The sequence below is a fragment of the Rheinheimera faecalis genome, assembly GCF_021290965.1.
GTDB lineage: Bacteria > Pseudomonadota > Gammaproteobacteria > Enterobacterales > Alteromonadaceae > Pararheinheimera > Pararheinheimera faecalis.
On record NZ_JAJOYT010000014.1, the window covers coordinates 14,403 to 34,098 of the forward strand.

At 46.4% G+C, this 19,696-nt stretch carries 21 protein-coding genes and 1 pseudogene; 12 read left to right on the plus strand and 10 right to left on the minus strand.

The features are described from left to right. Nucleotides 1–9: 9 nt before the first annotated feature. The 4 genes from LSG34_RS17990 to LSG34_RS18005 all read left to right on the plus strand — a co-directional run bounded on the left by LSG34_RS17990 (nucleotide 10) and on the right by LSG34_RS18005 (nucleotide 5,920). Nucleotides 10–1,503: a Y-family DNA polymerase gene (locus tag LSG34_RS17990; RefSeq protein WP_233010527.1), complete on the plus strand. Its 1,494-nt coding sequence runs from the start codon at nucleotides 10–12 to the stop codon at nucleotides 1,501–1,503. After that, complete coding sequence (locus LSG34_RS17995; protein ID WP_233010528.1) at nucleotides 1,503–4,616, plus strand: error-prone DNA polymerase; 3,114 nt, start codon at nucleotides 1,503–1,505, stop codon at nucleotides 4,614–4,616. The genes LSG34_RS17990 and LSG34_RS17995 overlap by 1 nt, the downstream gene beginning before the upstream one ends. Nucleotides 4,617–4,643: 27 nt before the next feature. Next, the gene (locus LSG34_RS18000) at nucleotides 4,644–5,042 is read left to right on the plus strand and encodes a hypothetical protein (protein WP_233010529.1); all 399 of its coding nucleotides are present in this window, start codon (nucleotides 4,644–4,646) and stop codon (nucleotides 5,040–5,042) included. 77 nt (nucleotides 5,043–5,119) lie between these two features. Further along, nucleotides 5,120–5,920, plus strand: coding sequence for a potassium channel family protein (locus LSG34_RS18005; RefSeq protein ID WP_233010530.1), 801 nt, complete (start codon nucleotides 5,120–5,122; stop codon nucleotides 5,918–5,920). A 16-nt stretch (nucleotides 5,921–5,936) separates the two neighbouring features. Here LSG34_RS18005 and LSG34_RS18010 read toward each other — a convergent pair whose 3' ends face one another. The 3 genes from LSG34_RS18010 to LSG34_RS18020 all read right to left on the minus strand — a co-directional run bounded on the left by LSG34_RS18010 (nucleotide 5,937) and on the right by LSG34_RS18020 (nucleotide 9,141). Further along, nucleotides 5,937–6,530, minus strand: coding sequence for an HAD family hydrolase (locus LSG34_RS18010; protein ID WP_233010531.1), 594 nt, complete (start codon nucleotides 6,528–6,530; stop codon nucleotides 5,937–5,939). Next, nucleotides 6,523–7,995, minus strand: coding sequence for a sodium:solute symporter family protein (locus tag LSG34_RS18015; protein WP_233010532.1), 1,473 nt, complete (start codon nucleotides 7,993–7,995; stop codon nucleotides 6,523–6,525). The genes LSG34_RS18010 and LSG34_RS18015 overlap by 8 nt, the downstream gene beginning before the upstream one ends. 219 nt (nucleotides 7,996–8,214) lie before the next feature. Then, a complete protein-coding gene (locus tag LSG34_RS18020) occupies nucleotides 8,215–9,141 on the minus strand; it encodes a LysR family transcriptional regulator (protein WP_233010533.1) in 927 nt (308 codons plus the stop codon). A 179-nt stretch (nucleotides 9,142–9,320) separates the two neighbouring features. Between LSG34_RS18020 and LSG34_RS18025 the strand changes: the two genes are divergently transcribed. Beyond that, entirely contained in the window at nucleotides 9,321–9,767 is a 447-nt protein-coding gene (locus tag LSG34_RS18025; RefSeq protein WP_233010535.1) for a DoxX family protein, read from the plus strand. 55 nt (nucleotides 9,768–9,822) lie between these two features. After that, entirely contained in the window at nucleotides 9,823–10,515 is a 693-nt protein-coding gene (locus LSG34_RS18030; RefSeq protein ID WP_233010537.1) for a pirin family protein, read from the plus strand. 66 nt (nucleotides 10,516–10,581) lie between these two features. On the opposite strand, the gene LSG34_RS20915 is transcribed toward LSG34_RS18030, so the two are convergent. The 3 genes and pseudogenes from LSG34_RS20915 to LSG34_RS18045 all read right to left on the minus strand — a co-directional run bounded on the left by LSG34_RS20915 (nucleotide 10,582) and on the right by LSG34_RS18045 (nucleotide 13,320). Then, on the minus strand, nucleotides 10,582–11,175 hold the full coding sequence (locus tag LSG34_RS20915; RefSeq protein ID WP_408636176.1) for a methyl-accepting chemotaxis protein: 594 nt from the start codon (nucleotides 11,173–11,175) through the stop codon (nucleotides 10,582–10,584). Between the two features lie 63 nt (nucleotides 11,176–11,238). Then, a pseudogene (locus LSG34_RS20920) lies at nucleotides 11,239–12,333 on the minus strand (PAS domain S-box protein); the annotation flags it as partial. Between the two features lie 150 nt (nucleotides 12,334–12,483). Then, nucleotides 12,484–13,320 (minus strand): alpha/beta hydrolase, encoded by an 837-nt coding sequence (locus tag LSG34_RS18045; protein WP_233010538.1) that lies wholly within the window; start codon nucleotides 13,318–13,320, stop codon nucleotides 12,484–12,486. Between the two features lie 170 nt (nucleotides 13,321–13,490). On the opposite strand from LSG34_RS18045, the gene LSG34_RS18050 reads away from it, so the two are divergent. Next, nucleotides 13,491–14,357 (plus strand): DMT family transporter, encoded by an 867-nt coding sequence (locus LSG34_RS18050; RefSeq protein ID WP_233010539.1) that lies wholly within the window; start codon nucleotides 13,491–13,493, stop codon nucleotides 14,355–14,357. Nucleotide 14,358: 1 nt separating this feature from the next. Here the strand turns inward: LSG34_RS18050 and LSG34_RS18055 are convergent, their stop codons facing one another. Both LSG34_RS18055 and LSG34_RS18060 read right to left on the minus strand, forming a co-directional pair. After that, the gene (locus LSG34_RS18055) at nucleotides 14,359–14,718 is read right to left on the minus strand and encodes a hypothetical protein (protein WP_233010541.1); all 360 of its coding nucleotides are present in this window, start codon (nucleotides 14,716–14,718) and stop codon (nucleotides 14,359–14,361) included. A gap of 30 nt (nucleotides 14,719–14,748) precedes the next feature. Continuing rightward, the gene (locus tag LSG34_RS18060; RefSeq protein WP_233010542.1) at nucleotides 14,749–15,351 is read right to left on the minus strand and encodes a DUF2799 domain-containing protein; all 603 of its coding nucleotides are present in this window, start codon (nucleotides 15,349–15,351) and stop codon (nucleotides 14,749–14,751) included. A gap of 120 nt (nucleotides 15,352–15,471) precedes the next feature. Here LSG34_RS18060 and LSG34_RS18065 point away from each other — a divergent pair, with 120 nt between their 5' ends. Beyond that, nucleotides 15,472–16,119: an acyl carrier protein phosphodiesterase gene (locus tag LSG34_RS18065; RefSeq protein ID WP_233010543.1), complete on the plus strand. Its 648-nt coding sequence runs from the start codon at nucleotides 15,472–15,474 to the stop codon at nucleotides 16,117–16,119. Here the strand turns inward: LSG34_RS18065 and sixA are convergent. Together sixA and LSG34_RS18075 are read right to left on the minus strand one after the other, a co-directional pair. After that, nucleotides 16,077–16,547 (minus strand): phosphohistidine phosphatase SixA, encoded by a 471-nt coding sequence (gene sixA / locus LSG34_RS18070; protein WP_233010545.1) that lies wholly within the window; start codon nucleotides 16,545–16,547, stop codon nucleotides 16,077–16,079. The genes LSG34_RS18065 and sixA overlap by 43 nt on opposite strands. Before the next feature lie 6 nt (nucleotides 16,548–16,553). Continuing rightward, the gene (locus LSG34_RS18075; RefSeq protein WP_233010546.1) at nucleotides 16,554–17,108 is read right to left on the minus strand and encodes a hypothetical protein; all 555 of its coding nucleotides are present in this window, start codon (nucleotides 17,106–17,108) and stop codon (nucleotides 16,554–16,556) included. A gap of 171 nt (nucleotides 17,109–17,279) precedes the next feature. Between LSG34_RS18075 and LSG34_RS18080 the strand changes: the two genes are divergently transcribed. The 4 genes from LSG34_RS18080 (at nucleotide 17,280) to LSG34_RS18095 (ending at nucleotide 19,640) form a co-directional block, all read left to right on the plus strand. Next, nucleotides 17,280–17,672: a ribonuclease E inhibitor RraB gene (locus tag LSG34_RS18080; protein WP_233010547.1), complete on the plus strand. Its 393-nt coding sequence runs from the start codon at nucleotides 17,280–17,282 to the stop codon at nucleotides 17,670–17,672. 31 nt (nucleotides 17,673–17,703) lie between these two features. After that, on the plus strand, nucleotides 17,704–18,405 hold the full coding sequence (locus LSG34_RS18085) for a YebC/PmpR family DNA-binding transcriptional regulator (protein WP_233010549.1): 702 nt from the start codon (nucleotides 17,704–17,706) through the stop codon (nucleotides 18,403–18,405). Nucleotides 18,406–18,494: 89 nt separating this feature from the next. Further along, entirely contained in the window at nucleotides 18,495–19,004 is a 510-nt protein-coding gene (gene yjjX, locus LSG34_RS18090; protein WP_233010550.1) for an inosine/xanthosine triphosphatase, read from the plus strand. A gap of 87 nt (nucleotides 19,005–19,091) precedes the next feature. Continuing rightward, nucleotides 19,092–19,640, plus strand: coding sequence for an NADPH-dependent FMN reductase (locus tag LSG34_RS18095; protein WP_233010557.1), 549 nt, complete (start codon nucleotides 19,092–19,094; stop codon nucleotides 19,638–19,640). The last annotated feature ends 56 nt before the right edge of the window (nucleotides 19,641–19,696 follow it).

Sequence of the window (19,696 nt, forward strand, 5' to 3'; positions counted from 1 at the left end):
CTATTTCTCATGTCCGCCCGGATGGAATTTTGGTTGTATTTATATTTCCCGCAATTGCAGCTGGATAAATTACTCTTGCTGCAAAACACAACAACAGCCTTATCTGGTCAGGGCAAAAGTCATCATCTTGATTTAACAGCTCCGCTAGCGATAGTAGGCGCTGACCATCAGTTGCTGCAACTCAACTCTGCAGCAAGGCAGGCGGGTTTAGCTTTGGGTATGGGATTGGCGTCCGCTGCCTCGTTATGCCACCAATTGCAATTGGTGCCCCATCAGGCTGAGCAAGAACAGCAGCAACTACAGCAATTAGCTCAACTTTTATATCAATACTGCGGTGATATAGCGCTGCAAGAGGATTCGGGTTTAGTGCTGAAACTAAGCCCTATGCTGGCCTTGTATGGTGGTGCTATGCAGTTCTGGCAGCAGCTACAACAGGTGCTGCAACAAGCAGGTTATCAGTATCATTTTGCCACAGCGCAGCAGCCCTTAGTTGCGCGTTTACTGGCACAGCAAGGCTGGGATCAATTTTTACTGCAAAACGATCAAATTCAGCAGCAACTCAAAGCTTTACCACTGCAACATGCCCAATTGCCAGACAAACTACAGGAACAATTACAGCGGCTTGGGCTGACGCAGCTTGGTGATGTACTAAAGATCCCACAAGCCGAACTGGTGCGGCGTTTTGGTGTTGAAATGCTGCAGTATTTACAACAGCTGACAGGAGCAAAACCTGCGTTACTGCAGTTTATCCAACCCGCAGAACACTTTGAGCAGCAGTTGGAACTGCTGTACGAAATGGAGCGCAGCGACCAGCTGCTTGGGCCTTTACAGCATTTATTTGGCTTGCTTCAGCTGTATTTACAACAGCGGGATCAATTGGCCTATCAACTGGATCTTTGCTTACTGCAGCGCCAGGATCAGCAGCAACAGCTGCAATTGCATTCAGCTCAGGGCGAATATCAAAGTAAAGACTGGCTGAAGATCAGCGAATTGCAGCTGGAACGCTTAAAACTGAAAAAGCCCGTGATCCAGCTGAAACTGATTTTAAGGCGCAGTGGGCCGCGTTACGCTCAATACAAAACCCTGTTTGCTGGCCATTTGGAGGCAGGTAAAGCACAGCTGTACTCGGCCCTGCAGCTCTTATCACTACTGCAGGCTCGTTTGGGTAAAAATCAGGTCACAAGCCCTTGCCTGCACAATGATCTGTTGCCTGAGCAGGCCAGTAGCTATGCTGGTGCTTTAGAGCCACAAGCTGCTATTGCCGGTACTTTAGCTGCGGTGCGGCCAGCATTTTTAGTGGATCCACCTTTGGCTCTGGATACAGAACAACAGCACCAATTGCAGCTGCATTATGGCCCTGAACGGTTAAGCAGCGGCTGGTGGCAACAGCACAGCCAGCACCGCGACTATTATGTCGGCCAGAATACGCAAGGCCAGTGGTTATGGTTATTTCGTGATTTACAACAGCCGGAACAGCTGTACCTGCAGGGGTATTTCAGCTAATGAAAAGCCAAAACTCAACCACACACAGTGACTATTCTGAGCTGGTTTGCCAAAGCCACTTCTCCTTCCTGCAAGGCGCTTCCAGTCCAGCTGAATTGGTGCAACAAGCCGCTATTTTAGGTTACAAGGCACTGGCTATTACCGATGAATGCTCGCTGGCAGGCGTAGTACGCGCTCACCATCAGATCAAAGAAAAGCAGTTGCCACTGAAGCTGATTATTGGCTCTTTATTGGTACTAAACCCACAGTTACGGCTGGTGTTGCTCTGTCCGGATAAAACCGCCTATAGCGAGTTATGTCGCATTATTACCCAGGCCAGACGTCGCGCCGAAAAAGGTTCGTACCAGCTGGCCGAGTGGGATATTCAGCGTGTTCAGCATTGTCAGATCCTTTGGCTACCCAGTGGCGATCATCAGACCGATCAGTACTGGGGCAACTGGTTAAATCAACATCATGCAGAACGGTTATGGCTGGGAACCAGCCGCAAATTACAAAGCCAGGATCAGTTTTATCTGCCCTATTGCCAGCAACTGGCAGAGAAGCTCCAACTGCCTTGCTGCGCTACAGGTGAAGTGTTGATGCATCAGGCCAGCCGCTTGCCTTTGCAACATGCACTAAGCGCTATTCAAGCAGGTAAAGCTGTGCCTGATATGGCGCGGCAGCTATTAAGTAACGCCGAGCAAAGCTTAAGGCCCATTAAAAAACTACAGCAGTTATTTCCGGCAGAGCTTCTGGACAATAGTCAGAAACTAGCTGATTTATGCCATTTTTCCTTGGATGAATTAAGTTACCAGTACCCGACTGAACTGGTGCCTAAAGGCAAAACAGCCATGCAGCATTTACGTGAATTGGTGAAAGCTGGCGAGAAACAACGTTTCCCTGAAGGTGTGCCTGCTGATATCCAGCAGACCATCAACAAAGAGCTGGATTTAATAGAGCAACTGAATTACCCCTTCTACTTTTTAACTATTCATGATTTGGTGGTGTTTGCGCAGAAACAGCAAATTTTATATCAGGGCCGTGGCTCAGCAGCTAACTCAGTGGTCTGTTATTGTCTTGCTATTACTGCTGTGGATCCACGTCAAATTCAGGTCTTAATCGAACGTTTTATTTCCATAGAGCGGGCAGAACCTCCTGATATAGATGTAGATTTTGAGCATGAACGCCGTGAAGAAGTGATCCAGTATATTTACCAGAAGTATGGCCGTGAGCGCGCAGCCCTGGCTGCTACTGTCATTTGTTATCGCTTTAAAAGTGCCTTTCGCGATATCAGCAAAGCGTTGGGTTTTGAGTTGCATCAGGTGGAATTTTTCTTAAAGAACCTGCACAGGCGGGATAAAAGCCAGCACTGGAGCAGCCAGCTGACTCAGTTGGGACTGGATCCTCAAGCCAAAAAGGCTCAGCTGTTGGTACAACTGGTGCAGCAATTGGTGGGCATGCCACGGCATTTATCTCAGCATGTCGGAGGTTTTGTTATATCCCAAGGGCCTTTGTACGAACTGGTACCGGTGGAAAATGCAGCCATGGCCGATCGCACAGTGATCCAGTGGGATAAAGATGATCTGGAATCGTTAAAGCTATTAAAAGTAGATGTGTTGGCTTTGGGCATGCTGAGCGCCATACGCAAAGCTTTTGATTTAGTCAGGCGTTACCAGAACACAGAGCTAAGTATAGCGGCCATCACCAGAGCAGGTGACGACCCCAAGGTCTATAAAGCGATTCAAAAAGCCGACACTATAGGTTTATTTCAGATTGAATCACGGGCTCAGATGTCAATGTTGCCACGGCTTCGCCCACAGACCTATTACGACTTAGTGATCCAGATTGCCATAGTACGGCCAGGCCCTATTCAGGGTGATATGGTGCATCCTTATTTAAAACGCCGTCATGGCGAAGAAGCAGTGTCTTACCCTTCCCCTGCAGTACAAAGCGTACTGGAACGTACTTTAGGTGTGCCTATTTTTCAGGAGCAAGTAATTAAACTGGCGATGGTGGCTGCAGGTTTTAGTGGCGGTGAAGCAGATCAGCTGCGCCGCGCTATGGCCAGTTGGAAAAAAACCGGTGAATTGATTCAGTTTAAACAAAAACTAATAGATGGCATGTTAAGCAGAGGCTATCAGCAAGACTTTGCTGAACGTATTTATCAGCAAATTTGTGGTTTTGGTGAATATGGTTTTCCTGAATCTCATTCGGCCAGTTTTGCCGTGCTGGCTTATGTCTCGGCTTATTTAAAACATTATTACCCTGTAGCTTTTTATGTCGCCTTACTAAACAGCCAGCCTATGGGGTTTTATGCACCCAGTCAGTTGATTCAGGATGCCAGACAACATGATGTGGAGGTGCTGCCTGTTTGTGTTAATCAATCCGATTGGGACCATTTAATGGTGCCAGCCTCTTCTACTACAAATTCAGGTTTTGCGATCCGCTTAGGGCTACGACTGGTCAAAGGCTTAAGCCAGCAAGGTGCTTTGCTTTTGTTAAAACACAGACCAGAGAGCGGTTATCACCAACTTGCTGAACTGGCGCAATCTGGACTGAGTGATGGTGATTTAACGGCTCTTGCCAGTGCCAATGCCTTGCAACAACTGTCGGGACAACGCTATCAGGCACGCTGGCAGCTGTTGGATCAACAGCATAAATTACCTTTACTGGCTGCCGAACCTTATCAGACGCACTACCAGTTGCCTCTGCCTTCAGAACTAGCTGAAGTGGTGGAAGATTATCAAAGTACAGGCTTGAGCTTGCGTACTCATCCGGTGCAGTTATTAAAACAACAAGGAGTACTGGGTAAATTTGCGCAGGCGGCAGAGCTTTCTGCACTGAACCATAAGTCGGTGGTGACTGTAATAGGTTTAGTTACAGCACGACAAAGCCCTGGCACTGCTTCTGGTGTGACTTTTATTACACTGGAAGATGGAACAGGTTTTAGTAATTTAGTGGTTTGGTCGGCTACAGCTTCGGCGCAGCGTCAGGCCTATTTAAAATCTAAACTATTGAAGGTCAATGGTATTTTGGAGAAAAAAGACGGTGTGATTCATATTATCGCCGGTCGCTTAACCGACCTGACGCCGTTGTTAGGCTCGTTGCGCAGTTACTCCAGAGAATTCCATTAAGTTAATTAGCATTAAAGAATACAAACGATGTGGACACCTAAAAGTAATAAAAGAGACAGACCCTACAGGGTGAAAAAAACCGGTATTAAAGATGAAAATATCGACCGGCAAATTTTGGTGCTGCATCAGGCTATTGCGGCCAAACTGCTGGCAGAGCCTGCGTTACTGGAGCAAGTTAAAGCCAAGCTGGACGAGCGGCGTGATAACGGCCAACTGGGTTATGGGGCTTATTTGCATTGGCTTTCAGTATTAGAGTTGTACCAGCAACCAGAACAGTTTTGTGAGGGCATCACAGAAGACAGCCCTTATTTGCGTAAGTTACGCCGCCGCACACCTTTTGTGGGGATTTTAACTGAGCAGGAACGGCAACAGGCCTTGTCACAGCACAGCCTGGGGACTTTGGATCAGGTGCTGACAGGTTTTTAACAGCGACGTTAAAGATAACCTTGCTATATCAAGCTCTTGCCGAGACAATTAACCAAAGCTTTTCAACCTGGTGTGTTATGCACGATCAAAGCCTGTTACATCAACTCCGCTCCCGTCTGGCGCATCAGCTCGACCCTGTGCTGTATTCAGGCCGCGGCATGTCTCCGCTCAATATAGCCATAGCACTGGTGATACTTGCAGGTATTCTTCTGGCCATTATTCAGACCGAACCCAATATCAGCAAAGGGCATGAACATTGGTTTCGTTACACAGAGCTGGCTTTAGGTTCGCTGTTTTTGCTGGAGTATATGGCGAGGCTTTGGACTTGCATTGAAAACGATTCAATAAAAAGTCGCTGGCAGCATTTCTTTTCCTTTTTTGCTTTGGCCGATTTATTGGCGATAATAGTCGCGTTTTCGCTTTATCTGGGCAATGGCGGCGTGATTTTACGTCTGGTGTTATTAATACGTGTATTACGACTGGCACGACTTGGACGTTTTTCCACTGCGCTGGAATGTATAGCGGAAGCCATCCGCAGCCGTACTTATGAACTCTTGGTCAGTGGTATTTTTGGTCTGATTATTTTGCTGTTTGCCGCTACCTGCCTGTATCTGGTGGAAGGCGATATTCAGCCAGAAGCTTTTGGCTCTATCCCCCGGGCCACCTGGTGGGCTGTCGCCACTTTAACTACTGTAGGTTATGGCGATGTCTACCCTATCACTGTGCTTGGCCGTGTTTTGGCGGGCATTACCGCAGTCACCGGAATTTGCATGATTGCAGTACCTACAGGCATTCTGGCATCCGCTTTTAGTGACGCCATTAAAGAAGCCAAAGAAAAACACCGCCGCCTGCCGAAGGTGATGGATAAAGAGATTTAAATAAGTAGGCAAAATCTTATTTTTGCAAATGCACTAACAAATCCAATAAATCGTCGATCACTAAATCGGCTTGCTCAGCGTAAATATGGTTATCGCCATAACGGTATAAACAGCAATAAGCGCCAGCATTACGGGCGGTTTGGATATCAAACAGATAATCGCCGACATAAAGCATTTCGTTGGGCATTACACCCAAACGTTCGGCTATTAGCCATAAACCTTCAGGCTGAGGTTTAGCTGGCGCATCGTCGCGGGTGAGTACCAAATCAATAGGGATATTCAGGGCCTGCATACAAAGCTCTGTGGCCTGACGCATATTGCGGGTCAAAATCGCCATCGGCATTTGTTTTTGATTTAGCTGCTGCAACAGTAGATCCGCATTGGGCATCCAGCTGGCTTTGCGTGCGCCTTCCAGTTCAAAGTCGACAATAATTTGCGATGCTTGTTGCCTCTCAACCGCGCAGCTTAAAGTCGCTAAATGCTCGAGGATAAGGGTGTGTTCAGACCAGCCCAAACGACGACGCAGCTCGCTAAAATCAAGCTGCGAATCCACTAGCGTGCCGTCTAAATCAAAGACGACAGCTTTAATCTGATCCAAAAAATCAGACATGCTCCTGACCTGTGTGCGCCATTTCACCTCTGTGTAATTTGTCATGCACAGCGTGATCGTGCTCAAGGTACTGCGGCATTAGCGAACCAATCAACATACCGGCAATACTGGCCAGTAATCCGGCGAACTGAGCGGGCACATATGGGTCTTCAGGACCTAAAAAGATAATACCTAACCAGGTACTGACACCAAAAGCGATCGCCATTAAAGCGCCCTGATTGGTGGCTTTACGCCAGTACACCCCAAATGCCAGCGGCACAAAAGCAGCCACTAAAGTTACTTGATAGGCATCTTCCACCATGCCAAAAATGGTGGATTCGCTGTTCAGTGCATAAGCCAGAGTACAAGCAGCAAACACCAGGGTTACAGCCTGCATCAGCCGCAATAATTGTTTATCTTCCAGAGGTGGCAACAGAGGTTTGAGAATGTTTTCGGCAAAAGACACCGAAGGTGCCAGCAAGGTCGCTGAAGCACACCCCTTAATAGCGGATAACAAAGCTCCGAAGAAAATGACCTGGGCAATCAACGGCATATGCTGTAATACCAGCTGTGGCAGAATCATCTGCGAATCGGACGCCATCAGGTTTTTCACCATATCCGGCGCTACTATAGTGGCGGCGTAACCAATAAAAAGCGGAATAAAAGCAAATAGGAAATACAAAGAGCCACCAAGGATAGAGCCCCAGACTGCGATTTTTTCTGACTTAGCCGACTGCACCCGCTGAAATACGTCCTGCTGTGGCATAGAACCTAACATCATGGTGCAGGCCGCAGCCATAAACGCAATAATGGCTTTTAAATCAGCTTCAGGCCAAAACTCCAATTTACCCGCCGCTGCCGCGTGGTCTACCACCACGGACACGCCACCGACCATATCCGACACTTCGCCGCCTATATATAAAAGCCCAAGCACTATCACTATCATCTGCACCAGATCGGTAATAGCCACAGCCCACATACCACCAAAGAGGGTATAAATCAGAATGCTGCCAGCGCCAATCCACATACCAGCCGTCATGCTGATGGCACCGTCTGATACCACATTAAATACCAGACCCAAAGCCGTTAACTGCGCGCCGACCCAACCCAGATAGGACAAGACTATGGCTAAAGTGGTCAGCACTTCAACAGAGCGGCCGTAGCGTCTTTTATAAAAGTCACCAATGGTCAGCAACTTCATCCGGTACAAAGGGGCCGCAAAAAATACCCCGACCAGAATTAAACAAAGCGCAGCCCCAAAAGGATCGGCCACTATGTCGCGTAAATTGCCATCGATAAAAGTAGCGGGAATACCCAGCACAGCTTCGCTGCCAAACCAGGTGGCAAAGACTGTTGCAGTCACCATATAAAAAGGCAAATGCCGGCCAGCGACGGCAAAATCACGGGTGTTTTTTACTCTAAGTGCAGCCCACAAACCCAAAGCTACAGAAAACACCCAATAACAAATGACTAAGGTTAATAACATAAGGCGGTAACCCTTCTTACCCAGCAGTAAAATTGGCGCTACTTTAACCAATCAATTTGTTGAAATACAGCAAAAATATGCTGTTTTGGCTGAAGTTTTTTCACTCTTTAATACCCAAAGTAATTGGCGTTGCAGGGAGGCGACAAGTGCGTGAGACCCCAGGAGCATAGTAGTCCTATGTGACTGGGGCGAGAGTACGCAGTCAACAAAGCTGCAGCTTCAAGTACGAAGGGTATTCTCTGTCCAGACTGGCGCCCATGGATATTGACTAAAAGCTTCGCTAAACCATTGCAGCGCCTTGCCTTGACCTTGTTTTTGCCAGGCCAGATACAACATGGATTTATCCCGTGGAATGCTGGTTTTTTTGGCTATTAATAAACCTCTGGCCAGCTCATCCCGGATCAAATGTTTAGGCAAAAAACCCACCCCTAAGCCCTGCACCTGAGCGGCAATTTTGGCTTGCATTGAGCTGACTCTAAGCACCCGGCGGGTAGCAAATAAACCTGTACTACGTTTAGGTGCATCTAAAGCTGAGTCTGAAACCACTATGGCGGTTTCCTGCTCTACATCAGCTAAATCAATCTGGCGGTTAATATTAGCCAGTTCATGCTGCGGTGATAAAGCAAATACAAACTCCACTTCTCCTATAGGCACCAGCTCGTATTTACCTTTGGGCATATCAGCAGACACTCCTACCGCAATTTGCGCACGCCCTGTTTCCAAAGCCTCCCAACCACCACCTAAGACTTCCTCACGCATGCTAACTTCGGTCATTTTGCCAAGTAGCATAAATTCATTGATCAAACTCAGCACAGGCGGATACGGCACTATGCTGTCCTTGGCTATCACAAACTGGGTTTCCCAGCCGGTATCCACTTGTTTAATCGCATCCTGCAACCGGCTGGCGGCTTGCAATAATTCACGGCCCTGCTGTAATAACAGCTGACCTGCTGGTGTCAGTTGCGCTTTTTGTTTGGAACGATCAAAGAGTTGCACATCGAGATCAGACTCTAGTTTGGCTATGGTATAGCTTAAGGCTGAAGGCACTTTATATAAATGTTCGGCTGCTGCGGCAAAACTGCCCTTGCGGTCGATAGCGTCCATGGCGCGCAAAGCGTCCAGCGTCAAAATAGGATGATTAGCCATAAAAACCTTAATGTGGATCCTTTACGGATTGATGTTCAAATATTTTGAATATTAAACTCAGTTTATTCCGCTTTTTTAAAAATGCAAGCCGTTCTAAAGTACACACATCGGAACTGACAAGCGGTTTAAAGCAGTCTGACAACCCTAATTAACGGTCAATTTATTTAAAGGTGAATATTATGAACAAAGCAACTTTACAGAAAATTTTTGGTACTAACGCAGGTTTTGGCGCTTTAGCTTTACGAGTTCCAGTCGGTATTATTTTTGCTGCACACGGTGCACAAAAATTATTTGGCTGGTTTGGTGGCTACGGCTTAGAAGGCACTGGCGGCTGGATGGAGAGCATAGGTCTGGCACCGGGAGTACTGATGGCGTTTTTAGCTGGTGCAGCTGAGTTTTTTGGTGGTCTGGCCTTGGTGTTTGGTGTTTTGACCCGCCCTGCCGCAGTGACTTTAATTATCGCCATGTTAGTGGCCATCTTTAAAGTGCACTTCGCCAACGGTTTCTTTATGAGCACCAACGGCTACGAATTTGCTTTAGCCCTGTTAGCGGCAAGCGTATCTCTGCTGTTCAGCGGTGCAGGCAAAGCTTCAATCGACGCCATCATCGCGAAGAAACTGAACTAATAATCCACTCAAAGAGACTCTCTCTGCAACAGAGAGAGTCTGCCGGAGTACAAAAATGATTGAATTAAGACGCTCTGCCGACCGCGGCGTAGCCGCTTTCGGCTGGTTAAAAAGCAAGCACAGCTTCTCTTTTGGCCGTTATTACGACCCGGCTCATATGGGTTTCTCAGCGCTTAGAGTGATTAACGATGACGAAGTAGATGCAGCGGCAGGCTTTGATACTCATGGTCATCAGGACATGGAAATCATCAGTTATGTGCTGGAAGGGCAAATTGCTCACAAAGATTCAGCCGGTAATGTAAAAACTTTACCAGCAGGTGAATTCCAGTTAATGAGTGCAGGTAAAGGTATTTATCACAGCGAGTTTAACGCCAGTGATAAAGACAACTTAAAGTTTTTGCAGATCTGGATCCAGCCGAACCAATTTGGTGGCGTACCAGGTTATCAGCAAAAAGACTTTAAAGCTGAACCTGGCTTAACACTGGTGATATCACCGGACGGTCGCGACGGCACCTTGCAGATCAAACAGGATGCCTATTTATCGCAACTGTTGTTAAGTGAACATGATGTCATTGAGTTGCCAGTGACTGCCAAACGTAATTTCTACCTGCATTTAATTACAGGCGAATTAGAGTTAAACGGCACCACAATGCAACCAGGTGATGGCGCAAAGATCAGTAAACAAACTGAACTAAAAGCCTTAGCCACTCAAGGTCCGGTCAAAGCCTTATGGTTTGATTTGCCTTAACTTAATAAAAGAAGGGAGCATTTTGCTCCCTTCTTTTATTGCTATGACTATCGCCATAAAAATGATCTAGTCCCTTTTATTCAGTTTGTTTAAGGTTTCAGACAAACTATTGAGCAACGACTGATTTTTCCCAACCACCGAATTGATCTCACTGGCTGAAGCACTGGCTTTAGAAGCCAGATGCCTTACTTCATCAGCGACCACAGAAAAGCCCCGACCCGCTTCACCGGCCCTGGCCGCCTCAATAGCAGCATTCAGCGCTAACAGATTAGTTTGATCAGCAATGGAGTTAATAGAGGACACCATATTGTTGATACTCTGGCCTGAGCTCACCAGTTCAGACATCACAGAATCACTGGTTTGCACCACCAATAAACGTTCTGAAATATCGGCTCCAAACATAATAATTTTCTGTAACTCACCATAGGTATCCCTGACGGCACAAAAGGTAGCAGCAATGCCTAATTGCTTGCCACTGACCTGAATATGAATATCCGTCACCACACTTTGTCCTGCAATCACTTTCGCGGCCTGATCCTGATTTAAAAAACTACGCCAATCGGCTACTGCACGACTGAACTGCTCGTTATTGAGCTTAAACTGGCGCTGCGGATAATCATTGATATCCATCAGCTGCCCGGCGTTATTCCACTCCAGCATCAGATTTGATTGGCTGATCGCCTGAAAACGGGTTTGATACTCCAAAGCTGAAGATTTTACTTTGCTGATATCAGCTAAAATCGCAATGTAATTGCTGTGCTGACCATTTTCATCGTACACCGGGTTGCTGGTGACAGAGATCCATAAGGACGAGCCATCTTTACGATGTATTTCAATCTCATCATAAAAAGCCCGTGGTGCATTTAATTCAGCTTCAATGCGCTCCTTGGTGACAGGATCCGTTTTAGGCCCCACCAAAAACTCCCGGGCTCTGTGGCCCAACACCTCATGTTGTGCATAACCTGTCATCTGGCTAAAGCCTTTATTCACATACTGGATCTGACGATCTGAATTAGAAATCAACACGGCATTGTCAGTTTCATTCGCCACCATAGAAAGCAAACGAAACTCCTTTTTCTGCTCCACATCATGGCTGATATCGTTAGCAAACTTCACAATTTTCAGCACTTTACCATCAGGCCCTTTGATAGGGTTGTAAGTGGCGTGGATCCACACTTCCTTACCACTTTTAGTCAACCTTTTGTATTCGGCGGTTTGGTAACTGCCTTCCCTCAAACGACGCCAAAAATCTGTGTAGCTGTTTGATGCGGCTTCTTTAGGATCAACAAAAATTCGGTGATGCTGCCCAGTCACTTCTTGTAAGCCATAACCCATTAAATTCAGAAAGTTAGGGTTGGCAAACAGAATTTTTCCATCTAAATCAAATTCAATCACTGCCTGAGCTCTGTGAATAGCTTGCAGCTGAGACTCAAAGTCAGCCTGTTTTAAAACCTGTTCTGTGATATCAGAAGCAAATTTAATCACATGATGAACTTTGCCATTTTTGAGAATGGGAGTGTATGACGCCTGGATCCAGACTTCTCTACCACTTTTAGTAATACGCTTAAATTCAGCAGTTTGAGGTTTACCGTTACGCAAATCAGCCCAAAATTGCTGATAGGCTGCCGAGTTGGCAGTATCAGGTTCAACAAAAATACTATGGTGCTTGCCTTTAACGTCCTGAAGCTGATATCCCATCAGGTTCAGGAAATTATCATTGGCGTGCTCTATACGCCCATCCAGCGAAAACTGAATAACAGCCTGAGTTGCATTAATCGCATTGACGATATTGTCCGAATTTGAATTAAAACCAAACATAACCACACACTCCCTTGCTGTAACAGTATCCTGAATTGGTACTTTGTTAACTATAGGCAGGTGATTGATTTAGTACAGAAAATTCAGCTATTTTTTTGCCAGCAGGCTAAAGATCCTTGTTTTAGTGAAAAAACTCAAGGTAAGAGTCCTTTATTTCCTGGCGTTAAATAACCACAAAACTGCAGTTTTAAATTCATTCCGCCATGCAGCTTCATTATGCTCTGCATCCGCGACCAGGTGATACTGAGTCTGCTCTGTTGCATGCCCTTTGCTAATTACAGCCTGATAAACCCGCTCGACATCCGGCACCATAGAGTCGCCTTCTTTGCCACCCATATAAAAATACAAAAGCGCCTCTTGTGCAGCAGGCTGATTTTCAAACCAACTGACCTGTTGGCCAGCAGCCCAATAAGAAGGAGAAAAAATACCCGCTTTACCAAATACCTGTGGGAATTGCAGTATGGCGTAATGGCTGATTAAGCCCCCCATAGAACTGCCCATAATGCCAGTGTGCTCAGCATCAGCCAAAGTTCGGTAGTGCTGATCGATATAAGGTTTCACTGTGTTGGCTATAAACTCCACATAAGCTTTGCCTTCAGCTTTACCAAACTCAGCATGATCCGCAGGGTTCAGCTCCGTCATACGCTTTTCAGCACCATTATCGATAGCCACCACTATCAGCTCAAGCTGGCCTGAGGCGGCCAGATCGTTCAGTGTTTCATCCACACCCCATTCACCAGCGTACGCTGTCGCATTATCAAATACATTTTGGCCATCATGCATATAAAGTACAGGATAGCTTTTGTCTGATGTGCCGTAGCCCGGTGGTAAATACAAACGCACTTGCCTGCTACGGTTCAAGCCCGGCATCTCAAATGCTTCCTTCAATACCGTCACTTCCACTGCTGCAGTAGACACTTTGTTTTGTTGCTGTGGTTCAGTACAGGCCATCAACACCAAGGGGAGAGCTAAAACAAGTTGACGCATCACCACAACTCCTTAAGTAATCACAATATGCAAAAAGCTGAGCCTAACCAGCTTCTTTCAAAACACCAAATAAAAAATGTTACAGAATGCGGCCTGCTATCTCATCTTGAATTGCGCAAAACAGCCAGCTAAAGTGGCGGCCTCACTCCCATTCCCGTTATGGCCCTTTGATGAATTTCTCGTCCTACCGCTATTTTTATATGGCCGCTTTAGCTGCCGCTATGATGGGCACTATTGGTGTAATTGCCCGTTACAGTGAAATAGACCCTGCCAGCCTGACCTTTTACCGCTTAGGTTTAGGTGCTTTGATTCTGGCCTTATATTTAGCTCCTACGGGACAGCTGCGATTGTTAGCAGGAAAACCACCCGTTTTAGTGCTGCTGAATGGCGTCTTGTTGGCCAGTTTTATTTTGTGTTTTTTATCGGCTATTCAGACGATTTCACTGACTTTGGCTATCTTGCTGGTGTATCTGGCGCCGGCGTTATCGGCCATCCTCGCCCACTTCTTGTTTGCCGAGCGCTTAACAAGCCGTACTTTATTGTTGATTGTATTGGCATTTTTTGGTTTCGCTATGCTGCAGGAATTTCAAATCGATAGCCGCATTGAACAACAACAAGGGCTTTGGTATGCGATGGCATCTTTGCTGACCTACACTGCTTTTATCTTACTGAATAAAAAAGTGCCAGAGACTGTGCCTTTGTATCACAAAAGCTTTTATCAGTTGTTGGTGGGTTCTTTGTGTGTTTTACCTTTGATGCTGGGCCAACCCTGGCCTGAATCTCATCAATGGGTCTGGCTTATTGTTGCAGGTTTATTTCCGGGGTTTTTAGCTTTGATATTTGCGCTGCAGGCCATTCAACATTTACCCACACGGGTATTTGGCACCCTGGCTTATCTGGAACCTGTGGTGGTGATTATTGCGGCATGGCTGTTATTCGCCGAACCCATGTCGTTATTACAATGGCTAGGCGCACTGCTGATTTTAGCCTCTGGCGTAGCGCAGTCCTGGTTAAATCAAAACCCCAAAGCCAGCTAATTTAATCTGCGACTTCCAATGACAACCTGTTACGCAACACCACATCTTCACCAGGGCTGAACAGGTTGGTGTTGTGCAGATGCAACTCCAACCTCATGCCCGGCGTAATGCGTAAAGGCCGCTCCAACGCATAACGTTTAGTACAGGGTAAACTAAGCAACAGCTCTTCCTGGAGTTTAATTTCAAGCTGGCATTTCACCCCGTCTGGCACCACGCCTGTCATACCGTAAGCAACCAGCTCGGCTTGTTTGACGGGCCATTCAGGTTGATGAGGGATACGACTTTGTTGTCCGGCGATCAGCAGTTTTTCGGTCGTCCAGAGTAGATCCAAAGGCGCAGCTTGCATAAGCAAAGGAATCATAAGTAGCAAGCTGAGCGAAAGTTTCATTGGCTAGCCACCTTGCTGGATCAAACTAAATTGTAATTCAGCCTGCTTGAAATCACGCTGCAACTGACCTTGCATCTGATTTAACTGACGTAACTCCTGCTGTAAATTGCGATTTTCATCCAGCAGATTTTGTTTCTGCTGCTTGTCTTTCAGCACACTCAATTCTCTGCTGTTGTCATCAATACGCTGTTCCAGCTTTTCTATAGTACCGGCATTTTGCTGTAAGGTTTTTTGTAAATTCAGTAAGGCAGATTCAGCCTGATACCATTTGCGACCACGGTCATAACCTAGCCTGAACTGAGGTTCCAGAGCGCCGGTACAGACTTTGTTATAAGCGCCGCCACTTTGCCCCAACTCCCGGCCGGCATCATAAGTACAATACAACAGAACCCCTTCAGCATGGCCTTGTTCGTAGGCTTTAAAATCAGAACCTACGCCATGTTCAGCACATTCTTTTTGGTAACTGCGAAATTTGCTGCTGGCAATACCTTGCTGGCCATCAGTTTTACCTATAGCAAACCAATCACCTACCTGACATTCCTGTGGACTGATGCTGCTACAGCCGCTAAGCGCCAACATTGCTATCAGTAAAACACCTTGTTTCATCACACCTATCCCGTTGTATTCTCTATAAACTTCAGACCCCTACTTATAGCGGATTAGTTCAGCAAATACATCTTTTTTGCCTTAGACTAAACAGAGTTTTTGCAAAGACCCTTAGCTGTAATGAATTATCTGGCTCATCTGCTATTCGCACAACCAAGTTCTGATTCCCGTATCGGCAATTTATTGGGCGACTTCTACCATGGTACAAAACTGGAATTGTTAAGCCCTGCTGTTGCTGCTGGTTTATATAACCACAGAGCAGTGGACTGGTTTACCGATCATCATCCGGAAGTAAGGGCTGCCCGGTTGTGGTTCAGCCCTGATATGCGTCGGTTTACACCTATAGCTTTGGATATGTTGTTTGATTTTTGTCTGATTAAATACTGGAGGCATTTTTACGATTCAGATTTTACAGAGTACAAAGCTCAGCTGTATCGCAGCTTGCAAAATGATTTGCCATACATGCCGGACTCCATGGCCAACACTTTTAAGGCTGTGACCGAACAAGACTGGTTTGGCAACTATGCACAACTTGAAGGTATTCAGTATTCACTGCGCCGTATGGCATCCCGTGGTCGCTTTACCGCACGTTACGCTGCGATAGCAGACGAGTTGCCAGAGCTTCAGCAGCAAACCGAACTACTATTTCTAAGTTTTTTTCCGCAGTTACAGCGTTTTATTCAACAAGCAGCGATAGAACAAAACCCACTTCTGGCCTTTGAGCGTTACAGCAAAGCCACCGGCAAAGACCAAAGTAATACCGCCTGATCCGGCGTTAATTCAAGGGCTGTTATAGAGGCCTTTTTAATAAAAAAATGCCCTGCGTCTGTATTTAGTAACAAGGCCAACAAAGCAGAAATATCGGGTTCATGACCTACACAACAAACAGACTCCACCCCTTGTGCCATTAAGTCAGTTAACGCCTTGAGTTGCACTTCTGCGAGGGTCTCAATAATCAGCCATGCCTGTTTTTGTGGTTCAGGCCAATCGGCATGCTGATGCAGTAAAAGTGCAGTTTGTTCGGCGCGAACCAAAGGGCTGGTCAGCAGCATCTGTGGTTTTAACTGCTGCTTTTTACAAAATTCGGCCAGCTTTTGGCTTTGTTTAATGCCTTTATCCACCAAGTGGCGACTTGGGTCGGGGACGCCTAAAGCTCTGTCCTGCGCTGTAGCATGACGCACTAAATACAGCAGCATCAGGTGTTACTTCTCTTGAGGTGCAAAATCTGCACTTTCAAAATACAGTTGTTCTGCAGCTTTGCCTTTTGCCTGATACAAAATTTCATCCACTGCGCCCTCTCCTGAAATGGCTTTCACCAGCAGTTCACCTTGCTTAAGCGGTATGTGATAAACACCGTTCTGCTCAGCCACTGCGCCAACTGCTTTATCCAACAGTTTTTGCTGTACCTGCACCGTCACAGTACCAGCATCCTGACCACCCCGTTCAAAATGACCGAGATAGACTTGAGCATTAAAACTTTTCAGCTTGCCTTGCTGCAAATCCTTTAACGCAAAAGGCTGCGGCTCTAGCGTGACTAAACGTTTTTCTTTTAATGCTTGAGCAACAGAAGCCGGCATATCACTGCTCACATGCAACACAATCTGATGCGCATGTTTACCTGCAGGAAAAGGTAAATGGGAGGCAATTAGCTGGTTTTCTACCTGCAATAACACCATGCCGTGAATACCATGACTGGCATGCAGACAGGCCCAAAGTGGTGAGCTCATACAAAACAACATAAGCCAAAGTGCTTTCATCGCCAACATCTCTTTAATTCTGTGATTCAGGAGTCTGAAACTATCTATGACATAGGTCAAGTTCCGCACCATATTACGATACACAGACTACAGAAAATATTGCTATAATCCGGCCACTTGCCGCACTGGGCCTACCAGGTCGGCCTATTAAACTGATGTGGAGAGCGGACCATGCAATTTCCTGATGACGGCAATGGCGATATGCTGCGTGCCTTAATGGACGCCGGAATAGATTTAAGCCAGCCTCTGGCCATTGATTTTTATCTGGTATTCAAAAACAAAGACCAAGCAGAAAAAGCCATGGCGGCTTTAGTGGCGTCCGAGCTGCAAGGGGAAGTGGAATTGCACTTCAACGATCTGGAACAGTGGGAGCTGATTGTTAGCCAGACCATGGTACCAGAGCATGCCGCAGTGACAGCTCGTGAAGCTGAACTGGATAAGTTCGCGAAGAAATTCGGTGGTCACAATGATGGCTGGGGCGTGATGCAACATCAGGACGGCGATGACGATTTTGATGATGAACACAGCGAAGACTGTGACCATGACTGTGGTCACCAGCATTAATTTTTACTGATACAGATACGAGAGAGAAGCAATGGGCGCTCAATGGAAAGTTAAACATAAGGCCGACGCCTCGGCTGCCAAAGGCCGTATTTTTACTAAATTAGCCAAAGAAATTATGGTTGCAGCCCGCAACGGTGCCGACCCGGATATGAACTCTAAATTACGTGTTGCAGTTGAAGCAGCAAAAAAAGCGTCGATGCCACGTGAGACTTTAGAACGCGCTATCAAAAAAGGTGCAGGTTTGCTGGACGGCCCAGCTAACTATGAAACTGTAGTTTATGAAGGTTTTGCGCCTCATCAGGTGCCTGTGATTGTTGAATGTTTAACAGACAACAAAAACCGTTCAGCCCAGAGTATCCGCGTACTGTTCCGCAAAGGCCAGTTAGGCGGTGCAGGTTCAGTGTCATGGGACTTCAAATACTTAGGTGAAATTGTGGCTCACGCCGTGACACCTGATGCCGACTTAGAAGTAGCAGCTATTGAAGCCGGTGCTCAGGATTTCGAAGAAGGTGAAGAAGGTGACAGCGTATTCTTAACAGAACCTACAGATCTGGATGCTGTCAGCAAAGCTTTACCTGCTTATGGTTTTAATGTCACCTCAGCCAAGCTGGTGTATCGTCCAAATAACCCGGTCACTTTGGATGACGCTGCCCGCGCCGAAGTAGAAGCTTTTCTGGAAGCTATTGACGCCGACGATGACGTACAACATGTGTACGTAGGTTTAGCAGGTTAATACTGCAAATTGAAAACAAAGGCGGCAGTGGCCGCCTTTGTCTTTTGTGTCATTCGGAATTGTTGATCTGTTGATAAGCAGGTGTTGTGATGTTAACTATTAAAGTAGCCTCGGCCAATCCGGCAAAAATTAACGCTGTTGCCTCTGCTTTTGCTGAAATTTTCCCAACTGAAACTCTGGATGTAAAAGGTATAGCTGTGCCAAGCGGTGTTGCCGATCAGCCAATGAGCAGTGATGAAACTTTATTGGGCGCCATGAACAGAGTGGCTGAACTGGCACGAGTCGAAGCTGATTTTCGTGTCGCTATAGAAGCAGGTTTAGACGGTGATTTTACCTTCGCCTGGATGGTGATTGAGCATCAGGGCAAGATGGGCAAAGCCCGCTCTGCCAGTTTAATGTTACCGCCGGCGGCTTTGTCGCAATTGCAACAAGGTAAAGAGTTAGGTGATGTGATGGATGCCATGTTTAATCAGGACAATATTAAACAAAAAGGCGGAGCCATTGCCCTTCTCACCCAACACAAACTGAGCCGCAGTTCTGTCTATCATCAGGCTTTAATTCTGGCGATGATCCCCTTTTTAAATCCGGATTTATTTTAAACTTTTTCTGATAGAAACAAGGTTAAGATTGTCATTTGACTGGTTCAGACTTAGTGTAGAGTAAGACTCAACATCAAGGAGAATCCAATGTCCGGACTAAAAGTACTGGCCCTCTGTGGCAGCTTAAGAACTAAATCGACCAATAAAGCCTTAGTAGAGTATGCAATAGCTCATGCACCACAAGGCATGCAGATTGAACTGGCAGATTTAACTGATGTGCCTTTTTATAATTCTGACCTCACAACCAAACCCGCAGCAGTTGAACGCTTGCTGGCCCAATTCGCTAAAGCCGATGCCTTGCTGCTCGCTTGCCCTGAATACAACTACTCTATTGCGCCCGCGCTGAAAAATGCGCTCGACTGGGCTTCACGTGAACCCAACAATGCGTTAATGGCTGGTAAAGTAGCGGCTATTATGGGCTCAGGTGGCGGTATGGGCACATCCAGAGCTCAATATCATTTACGCCAGGTCTGTGTATTTCTAGACCTGCATTTGGTCAATAAACCAGAAGTATTTTGCAACGCTTTTGCCAATACCTTCGATGCCGACGTGAAACTGACAGACGAGCGTATCCAAAGCCTTATAGTGCAGCAGCTGGATGCTTTACAGCAATTGGCATTGCGTTTTAAAAGCTAAGCACATCACAGAACTAAGAGTTAAAAAAGCAGATAAAACAATAGAGTTGTTTTCAT

Excerpts from the sequence above, each read along its gene's own strand:
- LSG34_RS18010 (WP_233010531.1), bottom strand. The coding sequence starts at position 6,530 with ATGTCTGATTTTTTGGATCAGATTAAAGCTGTCGTCTTTGATTTAGAC.
- LSG34_RS17990 (WP_233010527.1), top strand. The coding sequence starts at position 10 with ATGTCCGCCCGGATGGAATTTTGGTTGTATTTATATTTCCCGCAATTG.
- LSG34_RS18080 (WP_233010547.1), top strand. The coding sequence starts at position 17,280 with ATGCAATTTCCTGATGACGGCAATGGCGATATGCTGCGTGCCTTAATG.
- yjjX (WP_233010550.1), top strand. The coding sequence starts at position 18,495 with ATGTTAACTATTAAAGTAGCCTCGGCCAATCCGGCAAAAATTAACGCT.
- LSG34_RS18025 (WP_233010535.1), top strand. The coding sequence starts at position 9,321 with ATGAACAAAGCAACTTTACAGAAAATTTTTGGTACTAACGCAGGTTTT.
- LSG34_RS20915 (WP_408636176.1), bottom strand. The coding sequence starts at position 11,175 with ATGCTGGAGTGGAATAACGCCGGGCAGCTGATGGATATCAATGATTAT.
- LSG34_RS18065 (WP_233010543.1), top strand. The coding sequence starts at position 15,472 with ATGAATTATCTGGCTCATCTGCTATTCGCACAACCAAGTTCTGATTCC.
- LSG34_RS18015 (WP_233010532.1), bottom strand. The coding sequence starts at position 7,995 with ATGTTATTAACCTTAGTCATTTGTTATTGGGTGTTTTCTGTAGCTTTG.
- LSG34_RS18005 (WP_233010530.1), top strand. The coding sequence starts at position 5,120 with ATGCACGATCAAAGCCTGTTACATCAACTCCGCTCCCGTCTGGCGCAT.
- sixA (WP_233010545.1), bottom strand. The coding sequence starts at position 16,547 with ATGCTGCTGTATTTAGTGCGTCATGCTACAGCGCAGGACAGAGCTTTA.
- LSG34_RS18055 (WP_233010541.1), bottom strand. The coding sequence starts at position 14,718 with ATGATTCCTTTGCTTATGCAAGCTGCGCCTTTGGATCTACTCTGGACG.
- LSG34_RS18000 (WP_233010529.1), top strand. The coding sequence starts at position 4,644 with ATGTGGACACCTAAAAGTAATAAAAGAGACAGACCCTACAGGGTGAAA.
- LSG34_RS18045 (WP_233010538.1), bottom strand. The coding sequence starts at position 13,320 with ATGCGTCAACTTGTTTTAGCTCTCCCCTTGGTGTTGATGGCCTGTACT.
- LSG34_RS18050 (WP_233010539.1), top strand. The coding sequence starts at position 13,491 with ATGAATTTCTCGTCCTACCGCTATTTTTATATGGCCGCTTTAGCTGCC.
- LSG34_RS17995 (WP_233010528.1), top strand. The coding sequence starts at position 1,503 with ATGAAAAGCCAAAACTCAACCACACACAGTGACTATTCTGAGCTGGTT.
- LSG34_RS18060 (WP_233010542.1), bottom strand. The coding sequence starts at position 15,351 with ATGAAACAAGGTGTTTTACTGATAGCAATGTTGGCGCTTAGCGGCTGT.
- LSG34_RS18095 (WP_233010557.1), top strand. The coding sequence starts at position 19,092 with ATGTCCGGACTAAAAGTACTGGCCCTCTGTGGCAGCTTAAGAACTAAA.
- LSG34_RS18075 (WP_233010546.1), bottom strand. The coding sequence starts at position 17,108 with ATGAAAGCACTTTGGCTTATGTTGTTTTGTATGAGCTCACCACTTTGG.
- LSG34_RS18020 (WP_233010533.1), bottom strand. The coding sequence starts at position 9,141 with ATGGCTAATCATCCTATTTTGACGCTGGACGCTTTGCGCGCCATGGAC.
- LSG34_RS18030 (WP_233010537.1), top strand. The coding sequence starts at position 9,823 with ATGATTGAATTAAGACGCTCTGCCGACCGCGGCGTAGCCGCTTTCGGC.
- LSG34_RS18085 (WP_233010549.1), top strand. The coding sequence starts at position 17,704 with ATGGGCGCTCAATGGAAAGTTAAACATAAGGCCGACGCCTCGGCTGCC.